The sequence below is a fragment of the Streptomyces paromomycinus genome (assembly GCF_003865155.1).
Classification (GTDB): Bacteria; Actinomycetota; Actinomycetes; order Streptomycetales; family Streptomycetaceae; genus Streptomyces; species Streptomyces chrestomyceticus.
The window spans coordinates 2,336,556-2,358,874 of the sequence record NZ_BHZD01000001.1 but is presented as its reverse complement, the minus strand read 5'-3'; the positions used below and the strand labels follow the sequence as shown (position 1 = coordinate 2,358,874).

The following is a 22,319-nucleotide window of genomic DNA, read 5'->3' as shown; positions in this document are numbered from 1 at the left end:
CGGGGGGTCTCGTGGGGGGATCTCGCAGAAGTGGCACCTCGTGGGAGCGGGGCCCGACAGGGGACCGCGTCCTCGGCACGCGCCGTTCCGCCGGCCGGGACGTCACCGCGCCGTGAACGTTCCTTCCGACGATCTCCTCCCGCCGGCTTCCTCCCGACAACCCCCTTGTCTTCCTCGCCTTCGCCACCCGCCGGGAGCGCACCGTGCCGTACACGGCCGAGATCAGCCGCAGCAATCCGACGAGCATCATCTTCCTCGTCGACCAGTCGACCTCGATGAGCGACCCCATCGGCGGGGAAATCCCGCAGCAGAAGGCCGATGTCGTCGCCGACGCCATCAACCGGCTCCTCACCGAACTGTCGGTCAAGTGCGCCAAGGAGGAAGGCGTCCGGGACTACTTCCACGTCGCCGTCATCGGCTACGGCGCCACCGTCGGCTCGGCGTTCGCCGGCTCGCTCGCGGGCCGGGACCTCGTTCCCCTCAGCGAGGTGGCGGACCACCCGGCCCGGGTCGACGAACGGAGCAAGCGGGTGCCCGACGGCGCGGGCGGCCTGGTGGAGACGACGGTCAGCTTCCCGCTGTGGATGGACCCCGTCGCCAGCGGCGGTACGCCGATGAACCGGGCCCTGCGCTACGCCGCGAATCTCGTGGCCGGCTGGACCGAGCGCTACCCGGCCGGATTCCCGCCGATCGTCATCAACCTCACGGACGGCGAGTCGACCGACGGTGAGCCCAGCGCGGCCGCCGAGGCCGTCACCTCGCACGCCACGGCCGACGGTGCCGCCCTGCTGTTCAACCTGCACGTCTCCGCCGCCGGGGGCACACCCACCGCCTTCCCCGACACGGCCGACGGGCTCCCCGACAGCTACGCCCGCACCCTCTTCGCCATGTCGAGTCCGCTGCCCGGCCACATGCGTTCGTACGCCGCCTCACAGGGCCAGCGGGTCAGCGAGACCACCCGCGGCTTCGTCTACAACGCGGACATCACCTCGGTCGTCCAGTTCCTCGACATCGGCACCCGCGCCACCGAACTGCGGTGACCACGTCGCTCTCCTGCGTGTACGTCACGCACCTCGTGGCTCCCAAGTACGGGAGCACGGAGGCGGAATGCGAGGACGCGGTCGCCGTGCTCCCGGGCTGTGCGCACGACGACATGCTGCTGGGTCCGCTCGCCGCCGGGGTGTGCGACGGGGCGACGGAGAGCGCCCTGGCCAAGGACTGGGCCCGGCTGCTGTCCCGCACGGCGGCCGAGCAGGCCATGGAGCGCCCCGAACTGCTGGCGGGCGGCGCCGCGTTCGAGACGTTCGCGTCCTCGGCCGTGGCGCGGTGGGAGCCGTGGCTCGCGGCGTACACGCAAGCGCGCGTCGCGGACGGGCGCCCGCTGAAGTGGTACGAGCACACCAAGCTCGCCGAGGGCGCGTACGCAACCCTGCTCACCGTACGCATCGATCCCGAGGCCGGCACTGGCCCCGGCCCCGCCCCCGACGCGTGCGAGCCGACGGCCTGGCGCTGGCGGGCCGCCGCCCTGGGCGACAGCTGCCTGTTCCAGCTACGGGACGACCGGCTGCTCCAGGCGTTCCCCGTGGCAACGGCCGACGCATTCGGTACCGCCCCCGACCTGTTCGGCAGCCGCAACCACGACGCCCGTCTGCTGGCCCGCCGCGCCCGGTTCGCCCGCGGGCGGTGCGAGCCCGGCGACCGGCTGTTCCTGATGACCGACGCGCTGGCCGCGTGGTTCCTGACAGCCGCCGACCAGGGCAGCGCCGTACACGAACTCCTGGACTTCTCCGGCCCCGACGACCTGGATGCCTTCCGCGCCTGGCTGGACGGCCTCAGGGAACGCCGGCGGCTGCGCAACGACGACGTGGCCGTCGTGCGGATCGATTTCGAAGGGCGGTGACCGTGGGCCCGCCCGCCGGCCCGCAGCGGCAGTTCCCCAGCGGCGCCGCCTACGCGGAGGCCTTGCAGCACACCCGGTTGTGCTTCCAGCACCCCGAACTGAAGGGCGCCCGGACGGAACTGACCAAGCTCGGCCTGCCCCGGGCCGTCTCCGGCGCCTTCGCGAGCGTCTTCTCGCTGACGTCCGCCGTCTCGGGGCAGCGGTACGCCGTCAAGTGCTTCACCCGCCACGTCCCGGACCAGGAGCAGCGTTACGAGGCGATCAGCTCCCGCCTCGCGCTGCTGGACCCGGTCGAGCTCTCCCAGCCGTGGAAACTCGGCTTCGAGTACCTCCCCGACGCCGTTTGCGTCGGGCGACACCTCTACCCCGTCCTCAAGATGGACTGGGTCGAAGCCGTGACGCTGTCCGCCTGGCTCGACGCCCACCACGCCGACCGCCCGGCCGTCAGCGGGCTGGCGGACCGGTTCGCGGCGCTGACCCGGGACCTGTCGGCGCACGGCATCGCCCACGGTGACCTCCAGCACGGCAACCTGCTGGTCGCGAGCGACGGCACCTTCCGTCTCGTCGACTACGACGGCATGTACGTCCCCGCCCTGGCCGGGCTGGGCGGCACCGAACGGGGCCACCGCAACTACCAGTCGCCGCTGCGCGGGAACGACGACTTCGGCGCGGAACTGGACCGGTTCTCCGCCTGGGTCATCTTCCTGTCGCTCAAGGCGATCGCCACCGACCCCGCCCTGTGGAACCGGCTGCACGAGCCGAGCGGTGAGTTCCTGCTCCTGACCGAGGAGGACTTCAAGAGTCCGGCCGGCTCCACCGGCCTGCAGACCCTGCTCGCCCATGCGGACCGGGCGGTGAGCGACCTCGCGGAGCAAGTGAGGTCGCTGGCCTTCCAGCCGCTGGAGCTGCTTCCCCCACTGGACCGGGCCGTACCGGGACCGCGGGCCGCCGCCACGGCGACCGCCACGGCGCCGCCCGCGGGCGCGGCCGCTCCCGGCGCCGGCGGACTGCCCGGCTGGATGACCGGGCACCTCGCGGAACAGCCCGCGCCCGCACCGGCCGCCCCGCCCGTCCCGGCCTCGCCGGACGGCTTTCACACCCGGACGGCGCTCGACGTCGTCGTGGTCGTGCTGTGGCCCCTCGCCCTCCTGGCGACCGTCCTCCTGCCCCTCACCGGATTTCCGGCGGCCTTTCCCCAGCTCGTCGCCCCGCTCACGCTCGCCGCCGTGGCCACCGCGTTCGCCCGGAGCCGCCGTACCGAACGGGCCGGTGCACGAGCCGAGCTGGCCACCCTCACAAGGCAACTGGCCCAGGTCGAGGACCCGGTGAAAGCCGACGCGAAGCTGCGCAAGGAACGGGCGGAGTTCGAAGCGGCGGAGACGGACCGGCAAGCGGCCTACCCGAGGGCCCAGGACAGGCTCACGGCCCAGTACCACGCCGCGCTGCAAGAGGCCGAGAAGCGTAGGGCGCGCAAGCAGCGTGAGATCGCCAAGAAGATCGACGGCCTCCCGGAGGAACGCCGCAGGGCCCTGGCCAAGGCACTCGCCGACCAGCAGTCCGCATACGTACAGAACCAGCTCGCCCGTCGGCTCATCTCCCAGTCACCGCCGCACGGCATCGGCCCCAGGCTCGCCGGCCGGCTCGCCACGCACGGCATCCGGACCGCAGCCGACTTCACCAACTACCGCACCGTACAGAACAGCTCCTACAACAGCACCGGAGCCGTACTGGTAGGGCCCGGCGGCCGTTGCACCAGCGTCCACGGCATCGGCGAGGCCAAGGCCGCCGCCCTGGTCGCCTGGCGCCAGGACGTGATCGCCTCCGCCGTCGCCCGGCAGCCGACCGCCCTCGGCGCGCCGGAGCAACAGTCGGTCGAGCAGAACATCGCCCGCCGCCGGACCCAGCTCACGGCCCGGCGCACCGCTGTCGAGTCCGAAGCCGGCACCGCCCGCGCCCAGGCGAAGAAGCGCCTGGACGAGGGACGGGAACAACTCGCCAGGGAGAACACCGCCGCCGGAGACAGAGCCCGCCGACAACGTCAGGAATTCAGCCGCCGCACCGCCGAAATCCAGCGGAGCAGCGCCCTCCACGGGACCCTGACCACCGCCGTGGAGGCGGCCCGGAGCCGACGGAGCGGGCTGACCTACGTGTGTTACGTACGGTTTCTGTACAGCGGAGGGTGATGTGTGCGGCGCCTTCGGCTCTCGCCTCCTGGGGTGTTGCGAGGCGGGTGGCGTGTTCGGTCTCGGGTGGTCCGGCGAAGGACTGGCCGGCAAGAGCGGCCTTGCGGAAGATGCGTCACCAGGTGGCCGTCCGGCGACCAGCCCGGCGCCGGCGGGAACGTGCGGGGGATCACCGGTCCGAGCTCGTCGGCGCAGACGACCGTCGCACCCTCGGGCGGGCAGAGGCCCCGACCGGGGACGGGGGAGCACCCGGTCGGGGCGGTTCGGGGCGGGGCGCAATCGCCTCCGGGAGCCCCGGCCAGGGACGGGGGAACACCTGGCCGGGGCGGTTCGGGGGCCCGGGCGCTGGGGCCCGGGAGGGGCCGGACGAGCGGCCCGGGAGGGGGACGGGGTGTCGTGAGCGGTGGGGGGACGGGGGCGGGCTTGGGAGGGGACGGGAGGGGATGGGGGTGCTTCGGGGCGCGGGGAGGGGGCGGGGCGGACTTGGGGGCGGGGGTTATAGGTCGTTGAGGTTTACTGCTGAGGCGAGGGCTGCGTAGCCGGCGTCACTGGGGTGGAGGCCGTCTTCGGAGACGTAGCCGGGGGCGGTGCGGCCGGTGGTGGGGTCGGTGAGGATCTGGGCGGCGTCCAGGACGGTGTCGTAGGCGCCGCTGGTGCGGATCCAGGTGTTGAGTTCTTGGCGGACCTTGTCGCCGACGGCGTCGGTGAAGGGGAAGACGGCGCCGCGGACGGGGAGGATCGTCAGGCCGACGGCCTTGAGACCGTGGGCGTGGGCCTGGCGGATGAGGGTGCGGTGGGCGTCGATGAGCCGGCGGGCGGTCACCGGGGGGTGGGGCTGCATGCAGGGGTTGCCGGGGCCGGTCCTGGCCAGGTCGTTGGCGCCGATGTGGATGAAGACGGTGCGGAGGTCGGGGTGTTCGCGGAGGGTCTTCTCGAAGCGGGTGAGGGCCTTTTCGCCGTAGCAGGGGGAATCGCGGAGGAGGCTGTCGCCGGCCAGGCCCGCGTTGACGGCGCCTTGCGGGCGGCGGGCGGCGAGGAGGCGTTCGGCCAGCTTGTCGGAGAAGCGGTTGTCGGTGCCGGGGGTGGTGCCGACGCCGTCGATCAGGGAGTCGCCGAAGACGAGGAAGGACGGGGGAACGGGGCGGGCGAAGGGGGCGGGGGGCGCCTCGGCGGAGTCGGCGAGGAGGGCGGCGCGCTGGTCGGTGGGGGTGCGGGGGCGGCCGGTGACCTCGGCTGCGGTGAGGTAGTACCAGGCGTAGGACGTGTTCCGGTCGAAGGCGTCGGTGAAGACGGTGCGCAGGTGGTCGCCGGGGGCGCGGTAGGACGTGGCCGTGGTGAAACGGTGGACGGTGGCGGGGCCGGTGGGGCGGTCGAGGCGGAGGGAGACGGTCAGCTTCTCCAGGGCCGAGGTGGGGAACGGGAGGGCGTCGGTGACGAGGTCGCGGCCGACCGGGATGGTGGTGGCGCGTGCGCCGCGGAAGGTGAGTTCCTTGATGGTGCCGGGCCTGGCCTTCGGGCCGCCGTCGGAGCGGGCGAGGGTGGCGCCGGCGATGTGCAGGGGCTTGGTCCCGTAGGCGTTGGACAGGCGCAGGCGGAGCTCGGTGCCGCCGACACTGACCCGGAGGACCTGCCGCAGCGTCTGGTCGGCGAACCCCTCCTCGGACCAGTTGCGGTCGATGTCGGCCGGACCACTGGCCGCCTGCTGCACGGCCGCTCCCCAGGTGGTCGTCCACTGGGGAGCGGTGGCGGCGGGTGTCGCTCCTCCGGTCCGCAGCGCGGGGGAGGCGGGGGCACAGGCCCCGGCCACCGCCACCAGTGTGATCACGGTCAGCACGCTCCCGACTCCGTTCCGCAATCGCCACCGCATGTGCCAGTCCTCTCGGTCGTTCAGCCTCGCTGGGTCAGGTGATGCCCCCGTTCGCCGCCCTGTCGCCGTTCTGTGTCGCGGGCGGAGTGTCCGTCAGTGTTCGTCGTCGGGCCGGTGCGCCGGGCCGGGGCCGTTCTTCGCGAAGTACGTGGCCACCGAGACGAGGATCTCGTTGGCGCTGCGGAGTACGGCCAGTTCGGCTTCCAGTTCCGCTATCCGGCGGGCGGCTCTGCGGGCGGACGTGTCGCGGCGCCGCTCGCAGTCGTCCGTCAGCAGGCCGAACGGCCCGGTGGGGTCGAACGGCCCGGTCGGGTCGAGCGGTCCTGCCGGGGTGGACGGGCGCGTGAGGTCGCTCGTGTCGTCGAGGCCCTCGCTGCCTTCCTCGCGGCCGGACGGCCGGCCGTCCTCGCTCACGGACCGGAGTCCGGCCGCTCTTCTCGGGGCGGGTGCCTTCCTCAGGCTGTTCACCTCCCCCGCTTCCCGGGCGGTCGGTGCGCCGTGTGCGTGTGGCGGTTCGTCGTCCGCCTCTCCGACGTTCCACAGGCCGTTCGCACGGTGTACGTCGTTCGCGTCGCGCAGGTGGCGCGCGTTCTTCAGGTCGGTCGGGTCCTGTAAGGCGTGCACGTTCTCCGGCTCCTTCACCGCTTCCTCCCCTTCCCGTGACGAAGTGTCGAGCGTGGGTGTCAGTCCCGGCTGTAGCGCCGAAGGGTGCCGGTCACGAAGACGATGGCGAGCAGGACCGCGGCCACCGTCATGGTCACCGGCGGCTGGGCGGCGGCCAGTTCGCTGCTGTCGCGCAGGGCGCCCATGTAGTCGAAGACCGGCAGGCCGTTGGCGACCGTGTACCAGAGCGGGAGGTAGACCGCCTGGAAGAGCCGGTGCGTGCGGCTGAGGGTGCCGAGGGCCAGGGCCAGGGACGGGATGAACAGCACCCCGCCGATCCAGGAGGCGATGCCCGTCGTCTCGGACTCGATGATCATGCGGATGAGCGGGCCGATGCCGGCCAGGGCGGTGATGGTCAGTCCCGCCCCCCACTCGGCGAGCATCCGGCGGCGCACCGCGGGATAGGCGCCGAGGACGGTCTCGACGGCGTACTCGTGGCGCTGGGTGCCCAGGCGGGACCAGATGATGATGGGCCAGATCCAGGCCAGCGGCAGCATGACGCGGGAGGTGCCGTGCAGCGGGGCGGTGATGCCCAGCAGGACCAGGAACGCGGCACCCAGCCACCACCACCAGGGCACGCCCTTGAGCAGGATGCGGATCTCGCCGGCCCAGATGCGCGCGGTCACGCCGCCGGGTTCGGGGCGGGTGCGCAGGATGGCCGCGGGGCGGGTGGACGCCGGGGTCTGTCCCGCGACCTCGTCGATGAAGACGGGCTGGAACGCGCCGGCCGCGCTCTCCGGCTGCGGTGTGCGCTCGCGGCGCTGCCAGGTGCGGGCCGGGTCGAAGCGGCCGAACCACAGGGCGGGCAGGACGGCGACGGCCACGGCGAGGAGGAGCAGGGCGATGCGGCCCAGGAGGTAGGTCGCGGTGGGCGTGAAGCCGTCCCAGGTGAACGTGCCGAGCGGCTTGTCCAGGTAGGTCAGGCCGAGGCTGAACGAGCCCGTCATGTCGATCTTCTGGGCGACCATGTCGTCGTACATGGACCGGGCGACTTCGTAGACGCCGGTGCCGCCGAGCAGCTGGCCCGGGCCCTGGCCGACCGTCGCGATGACGAGCCAGACGCAGAACCAGACGATGTTGCCGAAGCCGGTGCGCAGGACCGGCAGGGTCTCGAAGAGCAGCGCGCACGCCGCGGTGAGGGCCGCGAGCGGCAGCGCCACCAGGAAGAACGGCTGCCAGAGGGCGTAGAGGTCGATGTCGTAGGACTCGCCGCGGGCCAACTGCATGACGAGCGCGGTGATCGCGAGCACGCCGAGCATGGACGACAGCAGCATGAGGTTGCTGAGGAACTTGCCCGCCAGGTACGCGGTGGTGCGCAGCGGAGTGGCGGCCACGAGCTGGCCGACGCGGGTGCTGCGGTCGCGTTCGACGGAGTTGCGGACGATGTAGAACCCGCCGAGCATGATCCACAGGCCGCTGGCCAGAGCGGTCACCATGCCGACGTACGCGCTGTTGTAGACGCCGCGGTGATCGCCGACCTGCATGATCATCCACTTGGCGTCCGAGTCGGGCACCGCGACGTAGCCGAGGGCCACCGCGGCGGCCAGGATGACGACGTACGCGGGCCGCCGGACACGGTCGCGGAAGTCGGCCACCGCCGGACCGGTGATGGTGCGGAGCATCGGGGTCACACCGCCCCGGCGCGGATCGGGCCGGCGCCGAAGCGCTGCGCGGACTCGCCGCCGGACGCGCCGCGGATGATGGCGAGGTAGGCGTCCTCCAGGTCGGGGGTCAGCCGCACCGCGCCGTCGTAGGGGGCCTCGGGGGCCAGCAGGCGGATGCGGACGCCCTCGGTGGTGCGCACCATGCGGCTGACGATGTACTGGGTCTGCACCGCCGGTACGGACGCGGGGTCGACCAGCACCTCCCAGACGTGTCCCTCCACCGAGCGCAGCAGTTCCTCGGGGGTGCCGCGGCGCTGCAGGCGTCCGTTGGCGACCACCGCGATGTCGGAGGCCACCGACTCGACGTCGGAGACGATGTGGGTGGAGAGCATCACGACCTTGTCCGCGGCCAGGTCGCTGAGCAGGTTGCGGAAGCGGACGCGTTCCTCGGGGTCCAGGCCCGCCGTGGGCTCGTCGACGATGATCACCTCGGGGTCGGCGAGCAGCACCTGGGCGATGCCCACCCGGCGCAGCATGCCGCCGGAGTACTTGCCCAGCGGGCGCTTGACCGCTTCGGTGAGGTTGACCAGCTCCAGCAGTTCGTCGATCCGGGCCTTGGCCGACCTGGCGGACACGCCCTTGGCCGCCGCGAGGTACATCAGGAACTCGCGGGAGGTCAGGTTCGGGTAGACGCCGAAGTCCTGCGGCAGGTAGCCGAGCTTGCGGCGCAGCACGTTGGGCTTGGCCACCGCGTCCTCGCCGTGGAAGCGGACGGTGCCGGAGGTGGGGCGGGTGACCGTGGCGGTGATCCGCATCAGGGACGACTTGCCGGCGCCGTTGGGGCCGAGCAGACCCAGCATCCCCGGCTGGAGGCTCATGGTCATGTCGTCGACGGCACGCTTGCCGCCCTTGTAGACCTTGGTGACGTTGACGAGGTCGAGCATGATCAGCTCTTGCCCTTCAGGTCGGCCTTCTTGCCGTCCTTGATGACGGTCAGGTCCTTGGGCACGTCCACCTGGAACTTGGCGTCGCAGACCGCGATGCCGCTGCAGCCGGCGTCGATGTCCAGGGTGTCGCCCTTGAGCTCCCACTTCAGGTGCTCGGTGCCGGCCGCCGAGTCGAACCAGCGGGTGACCTTGATGTCCTTGCGGTCGCCGGCGACCACCTTGGTGGCGACCTCGTGCGTCGTCAGCTTCAGGGTCTTGCCCTTGTACTGGAAGACCTTGGTGTCCGGCTTGACCTTCGACGCGTCCACGGAGCAGCCGGTCAGGCCGACGGTGGCGGCGAGCGCCGCGACCGCGACGAGGGTTGCGGACCGCTTCGAGGTGATGCCTGAGAACATCGGGGTTCCTCCATAGTGACGAGCTGGTGTCCGGTGCTCCGGACCTGCGTCCAGAGATTCGGACTGGCGCACGTCATAAGGATCGCCGGAGGGGGGACCGGGCACATCTGCCGAACGGCAGATATCCGGGAGGGGAGAGAGGGGCGGGTGCCGGAGGGGGCGTTCGTCCGGCGGGCCGACCGGTCATCACAGCGGCCCCGGCCCGCCCCCGGAACCTCACCCCTCTCCCCGCCCCTCAGCGCAATGCCGGTGCCGGCAGGACGCAGCGCACCCGCCAGCCCTTCTCGTGCGGGCCGGCCTCCAGGGTGCCGCCGAGGGCGCTGACGCGTTCGGCGAGGCCGGCCAGGCCGGTGCCGCCGCCGTGGCGGGTGGGGGCGGGAGCGCTCGGCCCGGCGTCGTCGGCGACGGCTATCTCGACGGCGCGGTCGGCGGTCCGGCCGGCGAAGACCTCGACCCGGGCGGCCTGCGGGGCGTGCCGCCGGATGTTGGTCAGGGCCTCCAGCACCACGCGGTAGGCGGTGTCCTCGGCCTCGCGGGCGAGGGTGCCGGCGATGTCGTCCTCCAGGGAGAGGTCCACCTCGGGGGCGGCCATGGAGGAGAAGCGGCCGACGAGTTCGGGGAGGTCAGCCATGCCGTAGAGGCGGGTCGGCGGGGGCTCGCCCCACTTGCGGCCGTCCGCCTCGCGCAGGGCTTGCACGGTCTGGTCCATGGAGTCCAGTGCCCGCAGTCCGGCCTGTTCGATGCGGACGAGGAGGGCGCGGTGCTCCTCCGGCCCGGACCCGTCCGCCTCCAGTTGTCCGGCCTGGGCCTCCAGGACGATGCCGGTCACCTCGTGGGCGACGAAGTCGTGCAGGTCGCGGGCCACTTCGAGGCGCTGTTCGCGCCGGGCCAGGGCGACCGCGCGGGCCCGGCGGTTGTCCAGGGACCGCAGGTACAGGCCGACGCCGGTGGCGGCGGCGGCCGGGAAGAGGGCCAGCGCGGCGACGAACACCGATTCCTTCAGGCCCGTCTGGGGCGCGTGGAGGGTGAAGCGCAGCGGCAGGGCGAGGAGGGCGGCGCAGGTCAGCGCGCCGGCCACGGCCGCGCGGGGCGGCGGGACATGGCGGACCACGCGGTACAGGAGGACGAGCAGCGCGGCGGCTTCGACGGGGAACCACAGGAGGACGAGTCCGGGCGGCCCGAAGTAGGCGGCGTCCGCCACGAGGGAGAGGGCCGCGATGCCGCCGGCCGCCCGGTCCAGGCGGCCGGCGGGCCAGGCCGGCATCGCGACGGCCAGTGCGAGCGCGGCCATGACCGCGACCGTCCAGGCGGAGGGGGGCGCGGCGACGGCGGGCGCGAGGACCAGCGCCACGGCCGCCGCGATCCAGCGGCGCCGGCGCCGGCCGGTCGCGCCGGAAGCGGGGTGTTCCTGGTTGTCCATGGGGCCGAGGCTACGCATTTTCCTCAGGGGCGGAGTGCCGGGCACGGACGGGAATTCCGGGCATCTGCCGAACGGCAGATATTCACCGCGCTTCAGCCAGGTGTCCGCCCGGTGGCGTATCCCATCTCCCAGGCGCGGACGGCCACTCCGACGCGATTGCGCACCTGGAGTTTCCGCTGGATGCTCGCGACGTGTGTCTTGACCGTGCCGGCCGAGATGAACAGTTCGTCGGCGATATCGGCGTTGGTCTTGCCCTCGGCCACCTTTCCGGCGATCTCCGCCTCGCGTTCGGTGAGGACGCTCTCGCGCGGGCGGCGCTTGGTGCCGGAGCCGGTGACGTGCTGAAGCAGCCGCACGGTGATGGACGGGCTGATCAGGCTGTCCCCGGCCATGGCGGCGCGGACGGCCTCCACCAGCAGCGTCGGGCCGGAGCGTTTGAGCAGGAACCCGGAGGCGCCGAAACGCAGCGCGGGATAGACGTATTCGTCCAGGTCGAAGGTGGTCACGACGACGACACGGACGGGATGCGCGGCGGCGGGGTCGGCCAGCAGCCGGGTGACTTCCAGGCCGTCCATGCGCGGCATGCGGATGTCCAAGAGCGCCACGTCCGGTTGCAGGGAGCGGGCCAGTTCGACCGCGTCCACGCCGTTGGTCGCCTCGCCGACCACTTCCATGTCCGGCTGGCTCTCCACGATGCGGCGCATTCCGCGGCGGACCATTTCCTGGTCGTCGGCGATCAGTAAGCGAATAGTCACAAGCGGATATTGTGCCGTACCGGGATCACGGGATGCCTTCTCGGTGGTGCGGTGTGGGCCGGGCTCCGGCGGGCCTCCGGGGAGGCCCGCCGCAGTTCCCCTTACGCGTCGCCCATCGCCGTCGCGAGGCTGCGCGGACGCATGTCGGTCCAGTGCGCGGTGATGTACTCCAGGGCGGTCCGGCGGTCGCTTTCGGTCAGGGCGACCGTCCAGCCCTGCGGTACGTCGGCGAACGCCGGCCACAGCGAGTGCTGGTGCTCGTCGTTGACCAGCACCAGGTAAGTGCCGTCCGGGTCGTCGAACGGATTCGTGCCCACAGTGTTCTCCTTCTTGCTCGTCCGTCGGGGGGGTCCGGCCGGGGCGGCCCGTGCCGGTCGCGGCGTCACGGGCAGCGGGGGCGGCGCGGGCGGTCTTCTCCGCCGGGATGCCTTGCGCCGGAGCGCCTTCCTCGGCGTCCGGTCCGCGGCGTCGGTGGTCGGCCGGTGGCCTCGTCACACCGCCTGGCGGGCGACGCCGGCCCCGACGCCGCCGAGCCGCAGGGGGCGTACGCGCTGCTGGGGCACGCCATTGGCTAAGGCCCGCGGGGCCGGGGCGACGAAGGGCTCGCACCTGCGCAGCAGTGCCTTGCCGAGGGGGGTCAGCGCGTGCAGCGCCGTGTTGCGGTTCCGCGAGGTGGTGACCAGGCCGGAGCGGCGCAGCACGGCCGCGTGCTTGCTCGCGCCGGCCAGCGATATCCCTAACCGGTCGGCGAGTTCCCCCGTGGAACATCCCTCGGCGAGCGCTTCCAGCGCCGCCGCCCTGGTGTGTCCGACCAGGGCACCCAGCGCCTGCTCGTCGTGCTCGGCGGGGCCCCAGAAGTCGCCCTGGGCGGCGGCCTTCACCGGGAAGACGAGGGCGGGCACGCCGTTCTCCCCCACCGCGTCCAGGAACGCGCAGGACTGCTCGGACAGGAAGAAGGACGGGCACAGCAGCAGTCCGCGTCCGTCCAGGTGGATGTCCCGCTTCTGACCGTGCCGGATCTCCAGGACCGGGGAGCGCCAGCGGACCTTGGGGTGGATGGAGCTGAGCAGCCGCTCCACGCCGTGCGCGATGGCGACCCGGCCCCATGCCTCCCGGGCACCGTCGAGGTTGCTGCGGATCATCGGCCAGTGCGGCAGGACGGCCACCTGGCACAGGTCGGCGAGCAGTTCGGTGCTGCGGCGGACGTCGGCGGACGCTTCGTGGGTGGGGTCGGTGCTCTGCGTGAAGGCGTCGGCGAACGCCACAGGCAGTTCGTACAGCGTTCTGAACTGCTGGGACAGGGCGGTGTAGCGGGCCGCGTCCTTGCCCAGCCCGGCGCGGACGCTGCGGCGCCACTGGTGGAAGGCGATGTCGCCGTTGCGTCCGAAGAGATACAGCGCGAACGCGGTCTCGGCCATCGGGCCGAGGGTCGCCAGCATCCGTGTGTTGGTGATGTCCTCAACAGTGAAGTGAATCCTCAGCAATGTGTTCCCCCGTGTTCATGACTGGTTCGGTCCAGTGCTTCGTGGCCGGCTCAGTCGGTAAGCAGGCGTCCGCCGTGGAGGGTCTCTCCGTACGCGAACACATGTCCATCTCCTACCTCCAACGGTACGAGTGAAGCGAAATCATCCCCAAGACCACCATCGAGGAAGGAGAGATTTCCGGATCCGGACCAGATCCGGGAAAACTCGACGTCACTGACCTCCGAGGCGACCAGCCGGGCGCGCGGGCCGTCGGCCGACGGGACCCACTCGGGGAAGGTCAGGGTGTGTGCGAGGGGGACGTCGTGCAGCGCCGGGGCCCGGTCGCCCGAGCGCTCCAGGGTCACCGATGCCTCCACGGCCCGCCGCCCGTGGACGGACAGCGCGCCGTCGAACCGGCCGCCGGGCTCCAGCCGGGAGCCCGCCCTGCCGACCGTCACCGGACGGCTCTGGTGGATCGTGCCGAACTGCTTGGGCATTCCCTGGACCCAGCCGCGCATCATGGGCACGGCCTGGTCGACCCAGGCGTACGGGCAGCGGGCCATGGGGCGGCCCTCGAACTCGCAGCTCAGCAGGATCAGGAACTCCCCGAACTGGCAGCGCCCGGGGTCGGCCAGCTCGGCGCCGTCCGCCGAGCACCACTGCCAGGTGGCGAACACCGCCGCCGCGGCGCCCGGGTCGGCACCCGGCGTCAGGCCCGGCGGCAGGAACCGGCGGGCGGCGTCCGGGTCGACCCGGTACTCGACCATGACGACCTCGCCGGAGAAGTGCCACGGCGGCGGGGTGAGCATCGACGACGCGCCCGTGGGCGAGAGCGGCAGGCTGTATCCGACGGGCCCGGCGCCCCCCGGCCCGGTGTGCGTGCGGGGGGTGCTGTGCCCGGTGGTGGTCGTCACGTGCTCTCTCCGATCTGAGGGGTCGGCGCGGTGCCGGTCCAGGCGGCGGCCAGCCGCCGCGCGGCCCGCTCCAGCGCCGCCGGGGGGTTGAAACTGAACGCCAGGCGCACACTGGGCCCCTGGGTGGTGCCGAAACGGGAGCCGGCGGCGACCCGCACGTGCGCCGCGGCGGCGCGGTCGAGCAGCGCCTCCTCGGTGGGTCCGGCCATGGACTCCAGCCAGAGGAAGAAGCCGCCTTCCGGGGTGCGCAACCGCACCCGGTCGCCCAGGGCGGCGCGCAGGGTGTCCACGAGCGCGTCCCGGCGCGCCCGCAGCCGGGTCCGGAACGCGTCGAGGTGCCGGTCGTAGGCGCCGGTGGCCAGCAGATGGCCCACGGCCAGCGAGGTGGTGTGGTTGAGGGAGCCGCCGCTGACGAACAGCCCGTGCCCGGAGAGCCGGGCCGCCACCTCGGCGTCGGCCAGCAGCCACCCCAGCCGCAGCCCGGGGCCCAGGGTCTTGGAGAAGCTGCACAGCCGCACCACGCCCCGGTAGCCGGCCAGGGCGGCGAGCGAGGGCGGCGGGGTCCAGCCGTCGGTCAGGGCGAGTTCCGCGTAGGCGTCGTCCTCCAGGATCAGCGTGTCGTGCCGGGCCGCCACCTCCACGAGCCGCCGCCGGCGCTCCGTCGGCACGGTGCGCCCGAGGGGGTTGTGGTGGGTGGGGGTGAGGTAGAGGAAGGCGGTCCGGCCGCCTTCCCGCCGTACGGCCGCCAGGGCGTGGTCCAGGGCGTCGGGCAGCATCCCGGACCCGTCCGTGGCGACCGTGCGCACCCGCAGGCCGCAGTCCCTGAAGATCCGCTGACCCAGGTCGTAACAGAGCTCCTCCGCCAGCACTGTGTCGCCGGGTGCCGCGAACGATGTCGCCAGCAGGTACAGGGCCTGGGACGTTCCCGAGGTGAGGACCACCTGGTCCGGCCCGCAGGGGTGCCCGCCGGCCGCCGCCGCGCGGGCGGCCAGCTCGGCGCGCAACGGGTCGGCGCCCGGGTCGTGGCCGTAGCCGAGCGCCGCGGCACCGTACTCCTCCAGCGCGCCCGCGTACGCGTCCCGCAAGAGGTCCACGGGCAGCAGGGCGGGCTCGATGTATCCGGGACCGAGGTCGAGGACCCCGGCCGGGGCGGCCTCCTGCACGACTCCCGCGTGCCACCGCCGCGTGTGCGACAGCGGGCCCGCGAAGCCGTGGGGTGGTGACGCCCCGTCCGCGACGGAGGCCGTCAACGCGAGGACAGGACGTGCCGGAGCGCGCGGACCGACCGGGTCAGCGGATCGGTCGAGCGGGCGAGCGCCAGCCGCAGGGTGTGGTCGCCCTGGGAGTGGTCGGCCCAGTGGAACGGCCGGCAGGGCAGCGCGTAGACGTTGTGCTCGCGCAGCAGCGCCCAGACCTGGGTGCCGGTGAGGTCGTCGATGCGTACCCGCTCGACGCTGGCGCGGCTGTCCGGGTCGGGGACGCTGACGCCCGGCAGGCCGGCCAGCTCGGCGCGGACCATGGCGCGGTGGCCGGCGATGAAGCGGTGCAGGTCCTCCAGGCCGCCGTTGGCGGCGTCCTCGGAGAACCGGCGGACCATGGCCAGGAGCAGCGGCGAGACGCCGAGCAGGATGTCGGAGTAGATCTTCTCGACCGGCAGGCCCAGGTTCTCGGCGTGCACGAGCATGCCGACCTTCAGGTCGAGGGTGGGCCACAGCTTGCCGGTGTCCTCGATGACGGCCCAGCGCACGCCGCTGGCGTTCAGCACCTCGTAGTGGTCGTACTGCGCGCGGGTGTCGAAGCCGCGGAAGCAGGTGTCCAGGGCGAGCACGACGCCGTACTCGGCGCACTGCTCGGCCAGCCGGGTCAGCCGCTCCTTGGAGACCACGCGGCCGGTGGGGTTGTTGGGCGTGGTGATGAAGACGCAGCCCACCGACTTGAGGAGGGCCGGGTCGAGGTCGGCACCGTGCAGCGGGTCCTCCTCCAGCGGGACCAGCTTGAGGCCGTTGCCGCGGAGCAGGTCCGCGATGTTGTCGAAGGTCGGGTGGACCAGCGCCACCGACTCGACGGTCTCGGCCAGCGCCCGGGAGAGGATCTCCATGGCGACCGAGGAGGAGTAGCAGCTCAGGACCCGGCCCGGGGTGGCGGGGTAGCTGTGCTGGCCCAGCGCGGTGAAGAAGGCGGCGTGCGCCTCGGTCTCCAGCTCCTCCACGGGGCGCTTCTCGCCCTCGGCGAAGAGCAGCGGCAGGTCTTCGACGATCTTGCTCTGGCCGGCCGTCAGCGCCTGCCGGGCGTGGCCGTCGGCGATGTTGAACTCGCTGTTGAGGGCGAGGAACTCCAGCTGGGTGAGGTTGCCGGAGTCGCCGCCGGGCGCCCGTACGTCAGTCTTGTCTCGCAGCATTCCGGACACAGGTGTACCTCGCAAAGAAGTTGGGTGGGCCCTCGTGTCGAGGGGAGAGTGGGCACGGCGACGCGCCGCTCGGCGGGCGCGTGCGGTCGTGCTGACCGCCCCGGGCGAGCCGCGGCCGGTCCCCGCGGTGACGCGTTCCGTCTCCGGGTGGCCGGTCGCGGCGGTGGGGTGTGAGCGGTGGTGGATGGCGGCGGGGCCGCCGGTCAGTAGATGACGCGGGTGTGCGCGGCCAGCCGGGCCTCGCGCGACTTGCGCAGGTCCCGGGCGACGTTCAGCCGCCGCAGCCAGCGGTCCGTGCCGTCGAACCGGGCCCGGAAGGGCTTGCGGCCGTGCACGACGCGGTAATTGTCCACGAAGACGATGTCTCCGGGCTGGAGCACGACGCCGGACATCGCCTTGTCGATGGCCGCGCCGATGGTGTCGAGTGCGCGCTGTTCTTCCTCGCCGTGAACACCGCGCATGTAGTGGGGGTCGATGCAGATGTACGGGTCGTCCGGGTCGCCGAAGAGCACGGCCGTCGGGTCGGGCGACTCCAGCGCGGCGGCCACGCGTTCCCGGCTGCGCCGGCGCAGCGCCGCGGTCCGCTCGTCCTCGTCCTCGGGCGCCTCGCCGTGGATGCGGTGGGCGTCGTCGGGGAGGATGCGGAAACGTTTCTGAGACAGGATCTCCCGTGTCTCGTCGTCGATCACCACGTCCGCGATGTCGCAGGTGGTGGTCTCCACGCCGTCCGGGTTCCGCAGGCACATCAGGCCCAGGTAGTCGGTGCGCAGCGGGTGGAAGGCGTCCTCCGTGTGCCAGGTCAGCGTCTCCTCGCTGCCCCAGCCGATCTGCTCGTGCTCGAAGCCCTGCACGGGGTAGATGTCGTGCATGATCCGGCCGTCCTGCTGGGTGGCCCATCCGATGGGATCACCCAGCAGGTTGGCTATCAGGTAGAAGGCGATGTCCTGGCGCAGCGACGTGGACTCCGGCTCGGTCCGGCGCTCCGCCGGGGTCCTGCCCAGCGTCGTGTCGTCCACCGGCAGGCCGCTGACGACCATGATCCCGGACTTCTCGGTGCTTCGGTATTCGTGGAGCGCCCGCCGCACCCGGCGTGGAAGCTCATCCGCGTAAAGGCGGCTCTCGGCCTGGAACTCCGTGGATTCCACGGAGTCGTGACGCCGGACGAGTTCGTCGACCACGGAATCAACCGCGGCGACGTCGTCATCCTGCAGGTGGAGCGTCAGCACGTACCCGTCCCTCCAGATGGGGCGCCGGATCGGTCTGGTCCGGCGCCGAATGCCTGGCCAGTCGGGATCATGTCGCGTTTCCGGACCCCGCTGTACCACCTTTACTCCTTGGCTAAGTTGCCCCCCGCTTCCCTTGCGGCCCGGGGATCGCGAGAGTCACGCGGGGCCGCCCAGGCCCTCAGGGCGCCAGTACCTCGCCGGCCGGAACGGCGTCGGCCGGGCGGGACGAGCCGCCCGCGGCAGCGGTCGTCCGGGCCTTGCGCGGCCGGGACCAGCGGCGCATGGCGGGCTTCTCCACGCCGTTGTGCAGCAGCCAGGCCAGCAGGACGGACACCAAGAAGCCGCCGGCGATCACGGCGACACCGCCCGGAACGTCCCAGGTACGGCCCACCTGCTCGCCGTCCACCTCGGTGTGGCCGAGCAGCAGGTGCCCGTACTTCAGGACGAGGTTGTGCAGCAGGTAGAACGCGAAGGACAGCTCGCCGAACCAGACCATGACCCGGTTCCCGAACGGGGTGCCCCGCCCCTCGGCGTCCGCCACCGCGACCGCGGCCGTCAGCAGCGCCACCGGGAGCACCGTCACCGCGCTCAGCCGGTACAGGTACGGCATCTGCTGCGCGGCCCAGTACGCGAGCACCACCAGGACGACGGCGGGCAGCACCGGCAGCCTGATCCACACACCGGTGAGCACGATCCGGGCCATCAGCATGCCGAGGAAGCACTCCAGCATCCGGAAGAGCGGGAGGAAGTACGCGAACCAGTACTGGCTCTCGGAGACCCCGCTCAGCGGCATCTCGGGGGTGTCCGGCAGCGCGGCGAGCCCCACCGCGGGCACGACGGCCGCCGCGACGGCGGTGCCGATCACCCAGTACCACAGCCGCTTCGGGGCGATCCGGTTCACCAGCGCCAGCAGCGCCGGGAACAGCCCGTAGAAGACCACGTCCACCGCGAGCGACCAGCTCACGCTGTTGCCGGTGTCGGTGTACGCGGGGTCGGGCACCCACGACTGGAGCAGGAAGAGCTGGGTGACCGACGGCAGCAGGCCGATGCCGGTGCCCACCGTCAGCACCAGCACCAGGGCCAGCGCCCAGGAGGTGACGTGGTTGGGGAAGACCCGGAAGAAGCGGCGCCGCCAGAAGGCGCGCGCGGTGTCGCCCGGCCGGACCGACCAGGTGATGACGAAGCCGCTCAGCACGAAGAAGAACGACACCGCCAGATATCCGCTGGTGCCCATCACGTTGAGGAATCCCCAGCTCGCGTCGGCGTCCGTGAAGACGCCCTCGAACGCCGCGTGGGTGAGGAAGACGGGCAGCATGGCCAAAAATCTCAGGCCGGTCAGGGACTTCAGGTTCGGTTTGGACGGTCTCGTCTGCATATGGACCTCTCGCCAGGTGCGCGACGAGCGGCGTGGCGTGCGGCACCCGCGTCCACGTCGTCGTCCGCGGTGGAAGCTTGTTTCCGGGCGCGGGCGCCCGCCCCCGATGTCCACCGCGCGCGCGGTCCCATGGCAGCGGCGGCCATGCGTCCCCCGTTGGGCGCGAGTCTGACCCGTGCACGCCACGCGGGCCAGATGTTTGACTTCGCAGCTAAGTTGCGGGGCCGGAGATGTAACTGGCGGCGCATCAGGGACCGGCGGCGTCGGCCGCGGCGGGGCGGTGCGCCGCCGACCGGGGCCCGGACAGCGTCCGTCAGCGGCGCGTGGCGCCGTTCACCGGCTGCCCCGGGACGCCGCCCGCCGGCGGTCCCCGCCGCCGTTCGCCGTCAGCGCGGGGCGCCGGGCCCGGCGCCCGGGGGAGCCCCGGGTGATGCCGGTCCGGCCCTCCGATCGCCCTACGGCGTACGGGAGCCGGGCGCCCGGGACTCCTCCGCCGCCCCGCCCCCCACCGGCGCCTTCTCCGCAGGCGCCTGCCCCGCAGGCGCCTGCCCCGCGGTCCCCTCCGGCGCCGGGAACCGCCGCAGGGTGCGGCCGGCCGTGGCCGCGACCGCCACCAGGGCCAGGCAGCCGGCGCAGAGCAGGACCGCCCGGGTGCCGCCGCCCGCCGCGCCGGTCAGCAGGCCGCCGAGAGAGGGCCCCAGGGCGCCGGCGCCGCCGGAGCAGAAGCCGGCCACGCCACTCATCCGGCCGCGCAGTTCGTCCGGGGTGACCGTCAACTGGTAGGTGAGCACCGTCGTATTGGCGAGCGGCGCGAAGAAGGCCATGAGACCCAGCAGCGCGCCCGTGGGCAGGCCGGTGGGCACCACCGCCATCAGGGCGGTGGCGAGGACCGCGGTCCAGCTGAACCCGATGATGATCACCGGTGGGCGGACCGCCGCGTGCATCCGGGCGGCGAACAGGCCGCCCAGCAGCCCGCCGGCGCCGAAGCAGGCCATCGTCAGGCCCAGTTCGCCGGCACCCACCTCGTCCTCGCCGGACATCGCGAGCAGGACGATGAGCAGGGCACCGAAGACCAGGTTCGTGATCATCATCCAGGCCATCGTCGTCCTGATCACCGCCTGTCCCAGCACCCAGCGGAACCCGGCCAGGAAGTCCCCCCACGTGGCGCGGCTCCCGCGCTCCGGCGGGTCGGCCCCGTCGTGCGCGCGCGGGGCGCTCCGGGGCAGCCGCAGAAAGCACAGCGCCACCGCGGACAGAGCGAACATCACCGCGTTGGTCAGGAACGGGCCCAGCGGGTACGCGGCGAAGAGGAAGCCGGCCACGCCCGGGCCCACGAGGGTGGCGACGTAGGGCCGGGCGGCGTTCCTGGCCACCGCCGTGGAGAGCTGTTCGGGCGGTACGACCTGAGGCAGCGCGGCGTGCTCGGCGGGGTCGAAGACCGAGCCGAGCACGCCTTCCAGCGCCACGACGAGCAGCAGGTGTGCGAAGGAGTACCGGTCCCAGAAGAGGGCGCCGGCCAGGCTCGCCACGGCCAGGACCCGCAGCACCTGGCACACCAGCATCAGGCGGCGGCGGTCCCAGCGGTCCGCCAGCACCCCGGCCGGCACCACCGCGGCCATGTGGGCCGCCGCCATCACCGACGAGGCCAGGCCCATCTCCAGCGGGGTACCGGACCGGGCCATGATCAGCAGGGGGACGGCCACCGCGCCGATCTCGATGGCCAGCTCGGACATGAGCTGGCCGGTCCACAGGATGGTGTAGTCGCGGTTGCGGGACAGCGGGACGGCCGGGCGGGCGGACGCCCGCCGCGGTCCGGCGCCGTGCCGCCCGGTCGCCTCCTCGTCGGCGGGCGCGGTGGTCATGCCGCCGGGCCGCCCTCGTCCTTGATCCGGGCGGCGAGCCGTCCGGTGATCTGGAGGTGGCCGATCCGGCCGGTGTCCTGGTCGGTGACGAAACGGCCGGGCGAGCGGGCGCCGCCGCCCAGTTCGCGCATGACGAAGCGCAGGTCCGGCCGGCACAGCAGCTCGGCGTGCGGCTGCCCGCCGAAGGACAGCAGCAGCCCGCCGTCCGCCCCGCGGACCACCGCGAACTCGGTGTCGCCGTTGGCGTAGTGGCCCAGGCACCCGTCCGGCGCGCGGAACTCCCCGGCGGCGGGCGGCCCGGGCTCCGGGCGGTCGCCGACCGGCAGCCCCAGCTCGCGCAGCCGGGGCCCCAGCGCCTGCCACAGCGCGGCTCCCGCGTTGCCGTTCGCGGTCAGCGCGACGGCGTTCCCGCAGACCGGGTCGAACCGCAGGTGGCAGGAGGTGCCGTCGCCGGTGCCGTCATGGCCGTACACGTCGGCCGGGCCGTCCTCGTACCGCGCCCAGCCCAGGCCCCAGCCGTCGGCCATGCCGTACGGCCCGATCCGGACGGCGGCGAGCTGGTCGAAGCACATGTCGTCGGCGGTGGCGCGGCCCAGCGGCCGGGGGTCACGGCACCCGGCGAAGTACAGCTCGGCGAACGCGGCCAGGTCCTCGGCGCTCAGGGCGAGGGAGCCGTTGGGCATCTCCACCTCGGGCAGGTCCTGTTCGGGGATCGGCACCACCCGGTCCCGGGCCGCCTGCACGGCGTGGCCCAGCGCCACGGTCCGTTCGCCGCGGTCCGGCCCGGTCACGTACCCGGGGCGGCGGCCGAAGGGGGCCAGCAGGACGGCCTCCAGCGCCTCCCGCCAGTCCATGCCGGTGACCGCCTCGACGAGCCGGCCGGCCACGAGGTAGCCGACGTTGGAGTACGAGAAGACCGTGCCGGGCCGGTGGGCCAGGTCGGCCTCACGGCCGTGGCGGGCCACCCACCGGGCGCGGTCCGTGGTCCGCTCACTGCCCTCGGGCAGGTCGGAGGGCAGCCCGGAGGTGTGGCTGAGGAGCTGGCGGAGGGTGACCAGGCGGCCGGCGCCGAACTCGGGGAGCTGGTCGCGCATCGGCTCGTCCAGGTCCACGTCCCCGTCGGCGACCAGCATCATCGCCAGCGCGGCGGTGAACGGCTTGGTCAGGGAGCCGACGGGGAAGGCCGTGTCCCGGGTGACGGGCGCGCCCGTGGCGGCGTCCCGCACCCCGTACGCGACCGAATGGCGCTCCCCTTCGAGGACGACCACGAGCTGCGCCCCGGGGACGCGGTGCTCGGCGGCCAACTGGGCCAGCGTGCGGCTGAGTCTGTCTTCCATG

At 72.9% G+C, this 22,319-nt stretch carries 19 protein-coding genes; 3 read left to right on the top strand and 16 right to left on the bottom strand.

Annotation, left to right across the window (positions count from 1 at the left end; translation table 11 throughout):
• Positions 1–203 precede the first annotated feature (203 nt).
• The 3 genes from OEIGOIKO_RS09440 to OEIGOIKO_RS09430 are packed head-to-tail and all read left to right on the top strand — an operon-like array spanning position 204 to position 4,083.
• Positions 204–1,040, top strand: coding sequence for a vWA domain-containing protein (locus OEIGOIKO_RS09440; RefSeq protein WP_125053666.1), 837 nt, complete (start codon positions 204–206; stop codon positions 1,038–1,040).
• On the top strand, positions 1,037–1,900 hold the full coding sequence (locus OEIGOIKO_RS09435) for a hypothetical protein (RefSeq protein ID WP_125053665.1): 864 nt from the start codon (positions 1,037–1,039) through the stop codon (positions 1,898–1,900). The genes OEIGOIKO_RS09440 and OEIGOIKO_RS09435 overlap by 4 nt, the downstream gene beginning before the upstream one ends.
• 2 nt (positions 1,901–1,902) lie before the next feature.
• Positions 1,903–4,083 (top strand): protein kinase family protein, encoded by a 2,181-nt coding sequence (locus OEIGOIKO_RS09430; RefSeq protein ID WP_125053664.1) that lies wholly within the window; start codon positions 1,903–1,905, stop codon positions 4,081–4,083.
• 496 nt (positions 4,084–4,579) lie between these two features.
• Here the strand turns inward: OEIGOIKO_RS09430 and OEIGOIKO_RS43475 are convergent, their stop codons facing one another.
• The 16 genes from OEIGOIKO_RS43475 to OEIGOIKO_RS09350 all read right to left on the bottom strand — a co-directional run bounded on the left by OEIGOIKO_RS43475 (position 4,580) and on the right by OEIGOIKO_RS09350 (position 22,318).
• Entirely contained in the window at positions 4,580–5,917 is a 1,338-nt protein-coding gene (locus OEIGOIKO_RS43475; RefSeq protein WP_170251669.1) for a GDSL-type esterase/lipase family protein, read from the bottom strand.
• Positions 5,918–6,043: 126 nt separating this feature from the next.
• Positions 6,044–6,574 carry a hypothetical protein gene (locus OEIGOIKO_RS09420; RefSeq protein WP_125053662.1) on the bottom strand — a complete coding sequence of 177 codons (531 nt, stop codon included), beginning with the start codon at positions 6,572–6,574 and terminating at the stop codon, positions 6,044–6,046.
• 59 nt (positions 6,575–6,633) lie between these two features.
• A complete protein-coding gene (locus OEIGOIKO_RS09415; RefSeq protein ID WP_125053661.1) occupies positions 6,634–8,235 on the bottom strand; it encodes a hypothetical protein in 1,602 nt (533 codons plus the stop codon).
• A 5-nt stretch (positions 8,236–8,240) separates the two neighbouring features.
• Complete coding sequence (locus tag OEIGOIKO_RS09410; RefSeq protein ID WP_125053660.1) at positions 8,241–9,161, bottom strand: ABC transporter ATP-binding protein; 921 nt, start codon at positions 9,159–9,161, stop codon at positions 8,241–8,243.
• A 2-nt stretch (positions 9,162–9,163) separates the two neighbouring features.
• Positions 9,164–9,559 carry a hypothetical protein gene (locus OEIGOIKO_RS09405; protein ID WP_125053659.1) on the bottom strand — a complete coding sequence of 132 codons (396 nt, stop codon included), beginning with the start codon at positions 9,557–9,559 and terminating at the stop codon, positions 9,164–9,166.
• 235 nt (positions 9,560–9,794) lie between these two features.
• Entirely contained in the window at positions 9,795–10,979 is a 1,185-nt protein-coding gene (locus OEIGOIKO_RS09400; RefSeq protein WP_125053658.1) for a sensor histidine kinase, read from the bottom strand.
• A 92-nt stretch (positions 10,980–11,071) separates the two neighbouring features.
• Positions 11,072–11,734 carry a response regulator gene (locus OEIGOIKO_RS09395; RefSeq protein ID WP_125053656.1) on the bottom strand — a complete coding sequence of 221 codons (663 nt, stop codon included), beginning with the start codon at positions 11,732–11,734 and terminating at the stop codon, positions 11,072–11,074.
• Positions 11,735–11,835: 101 nt separating this feature from the next.
• Positions 11,836–12,051, bottom strand: a complete 216-nt coding sequence (locus tag OEIGOIKO_RS09390; RefSeq protein ID WP_125053654.1) for an MbtH family protein — start codon at positions 12,049–12,051, stop codon at positions 11,836–11,838.
• A 174-nt stretch (positions 12,052–12,225) separates the two neighbouring features.
• Complete coding sequence (locus OEIGOIKO_RS09385; RefSeq protein WP_170251668.1) at positions 12,226–13,173, bottom strand: winged helix-turn-helix domain-containing protein; 948 nt, start codon at positions 13,171–13,173, stop codon at positions 12,226–12,228.
• Between the two features lie 95 nt (positions 13,174–13,268).
• Positions 13,269–14,111: an enduracididine biosynthesis enzyme MppR gene (gene mppR / locus OEIGOIKO_RS09380; protein ID WP_125053650.1), complete on the bottom strand. Its 843-nt coding sequence runs from the start codon at positions 14,109–14,111 to the stop codon at positions 13,269–13,271.
• Positions 14,108–15,361, bottom strand: coding sequence for an enduracididine biosynthesis enzyme MppQ (gene mppQ, locus OEIGOIKO_RS09375; protein ID WP_170251667.1), 1,254 nt, complete (start codon positions 15,359–15,361; stop codon positions 14,108–14,110). Before mppQ ends, mppR begins: the two co-directional genes overlap by 4 nt.
• A complete protein-coding gene (gene mppP, locus OEIGOIKO_RS09370; protein ID WP_125053646.1) occupies positions 15,358–16,509 on the bottom strand; it encodes an enduracididine biosynthesis enzyme MppP in 1,152 nt (383 codons plus the stop codon). The genes mppQ and mppP overlap by 4 nt, the downstream gene beginning before the upstream one ends.
• Positions 16,510–16,721: 212 nt before the next feature.
• Complete coding sequence (gene gntD, locus OEIGOIKO_RS09365; RefSeq protein WP_125053644.1) at positions 16,722–17,744, bottom strand: guanitoxin biosynthesis L-enduracididine beta-hydroxylase GntD; 1,023 nt, start codon at positions 17,742–17,744, stop codon at positions 16,722–16,724.
• Between the two features lie 178 nt (positions 17,745–17,922).
• Complete coding sequence (locus tag OEIGOIKO_RS09360; protein ID WP_125053642.1) at positions 17,923–19,119, bottom strand: acyltransferase family protein; 1,197 nt, start codon at positions 19,117–19,119, stop codon at positions 17,923–17,925.
• A gap of 455 nt (positions 19,120–19,574) precedes the next feature.
• Complete coding sequence (locus OEIGOIKO_RS09355; RefSeq protein ID WP_125053640.1) at positions 19,575–20,981, bottom strand: MFS transporter; 1,407 nt, start codon at positions 20,979–20,981, stop codon at positions 19,575–19,577.
• Positions 20,978–22,318, bottom strand: a complete 1,341-nt coding sequence (locus tag OEIGOIKO_RS09350; protein ID WP_125053638.1) for a serine hydrolase domain-containing protein — start codon at positions 22,316–22,318, stop codon at positions 20,978–20,980. Before OEIGOIKO_RS09350 ends, OEIGOIKO_RS09355 begins: the two co-directional genes overlap by 4 nt.
• Between the last annotated feature and the right edge of the window lies 1 nt (position 22,319).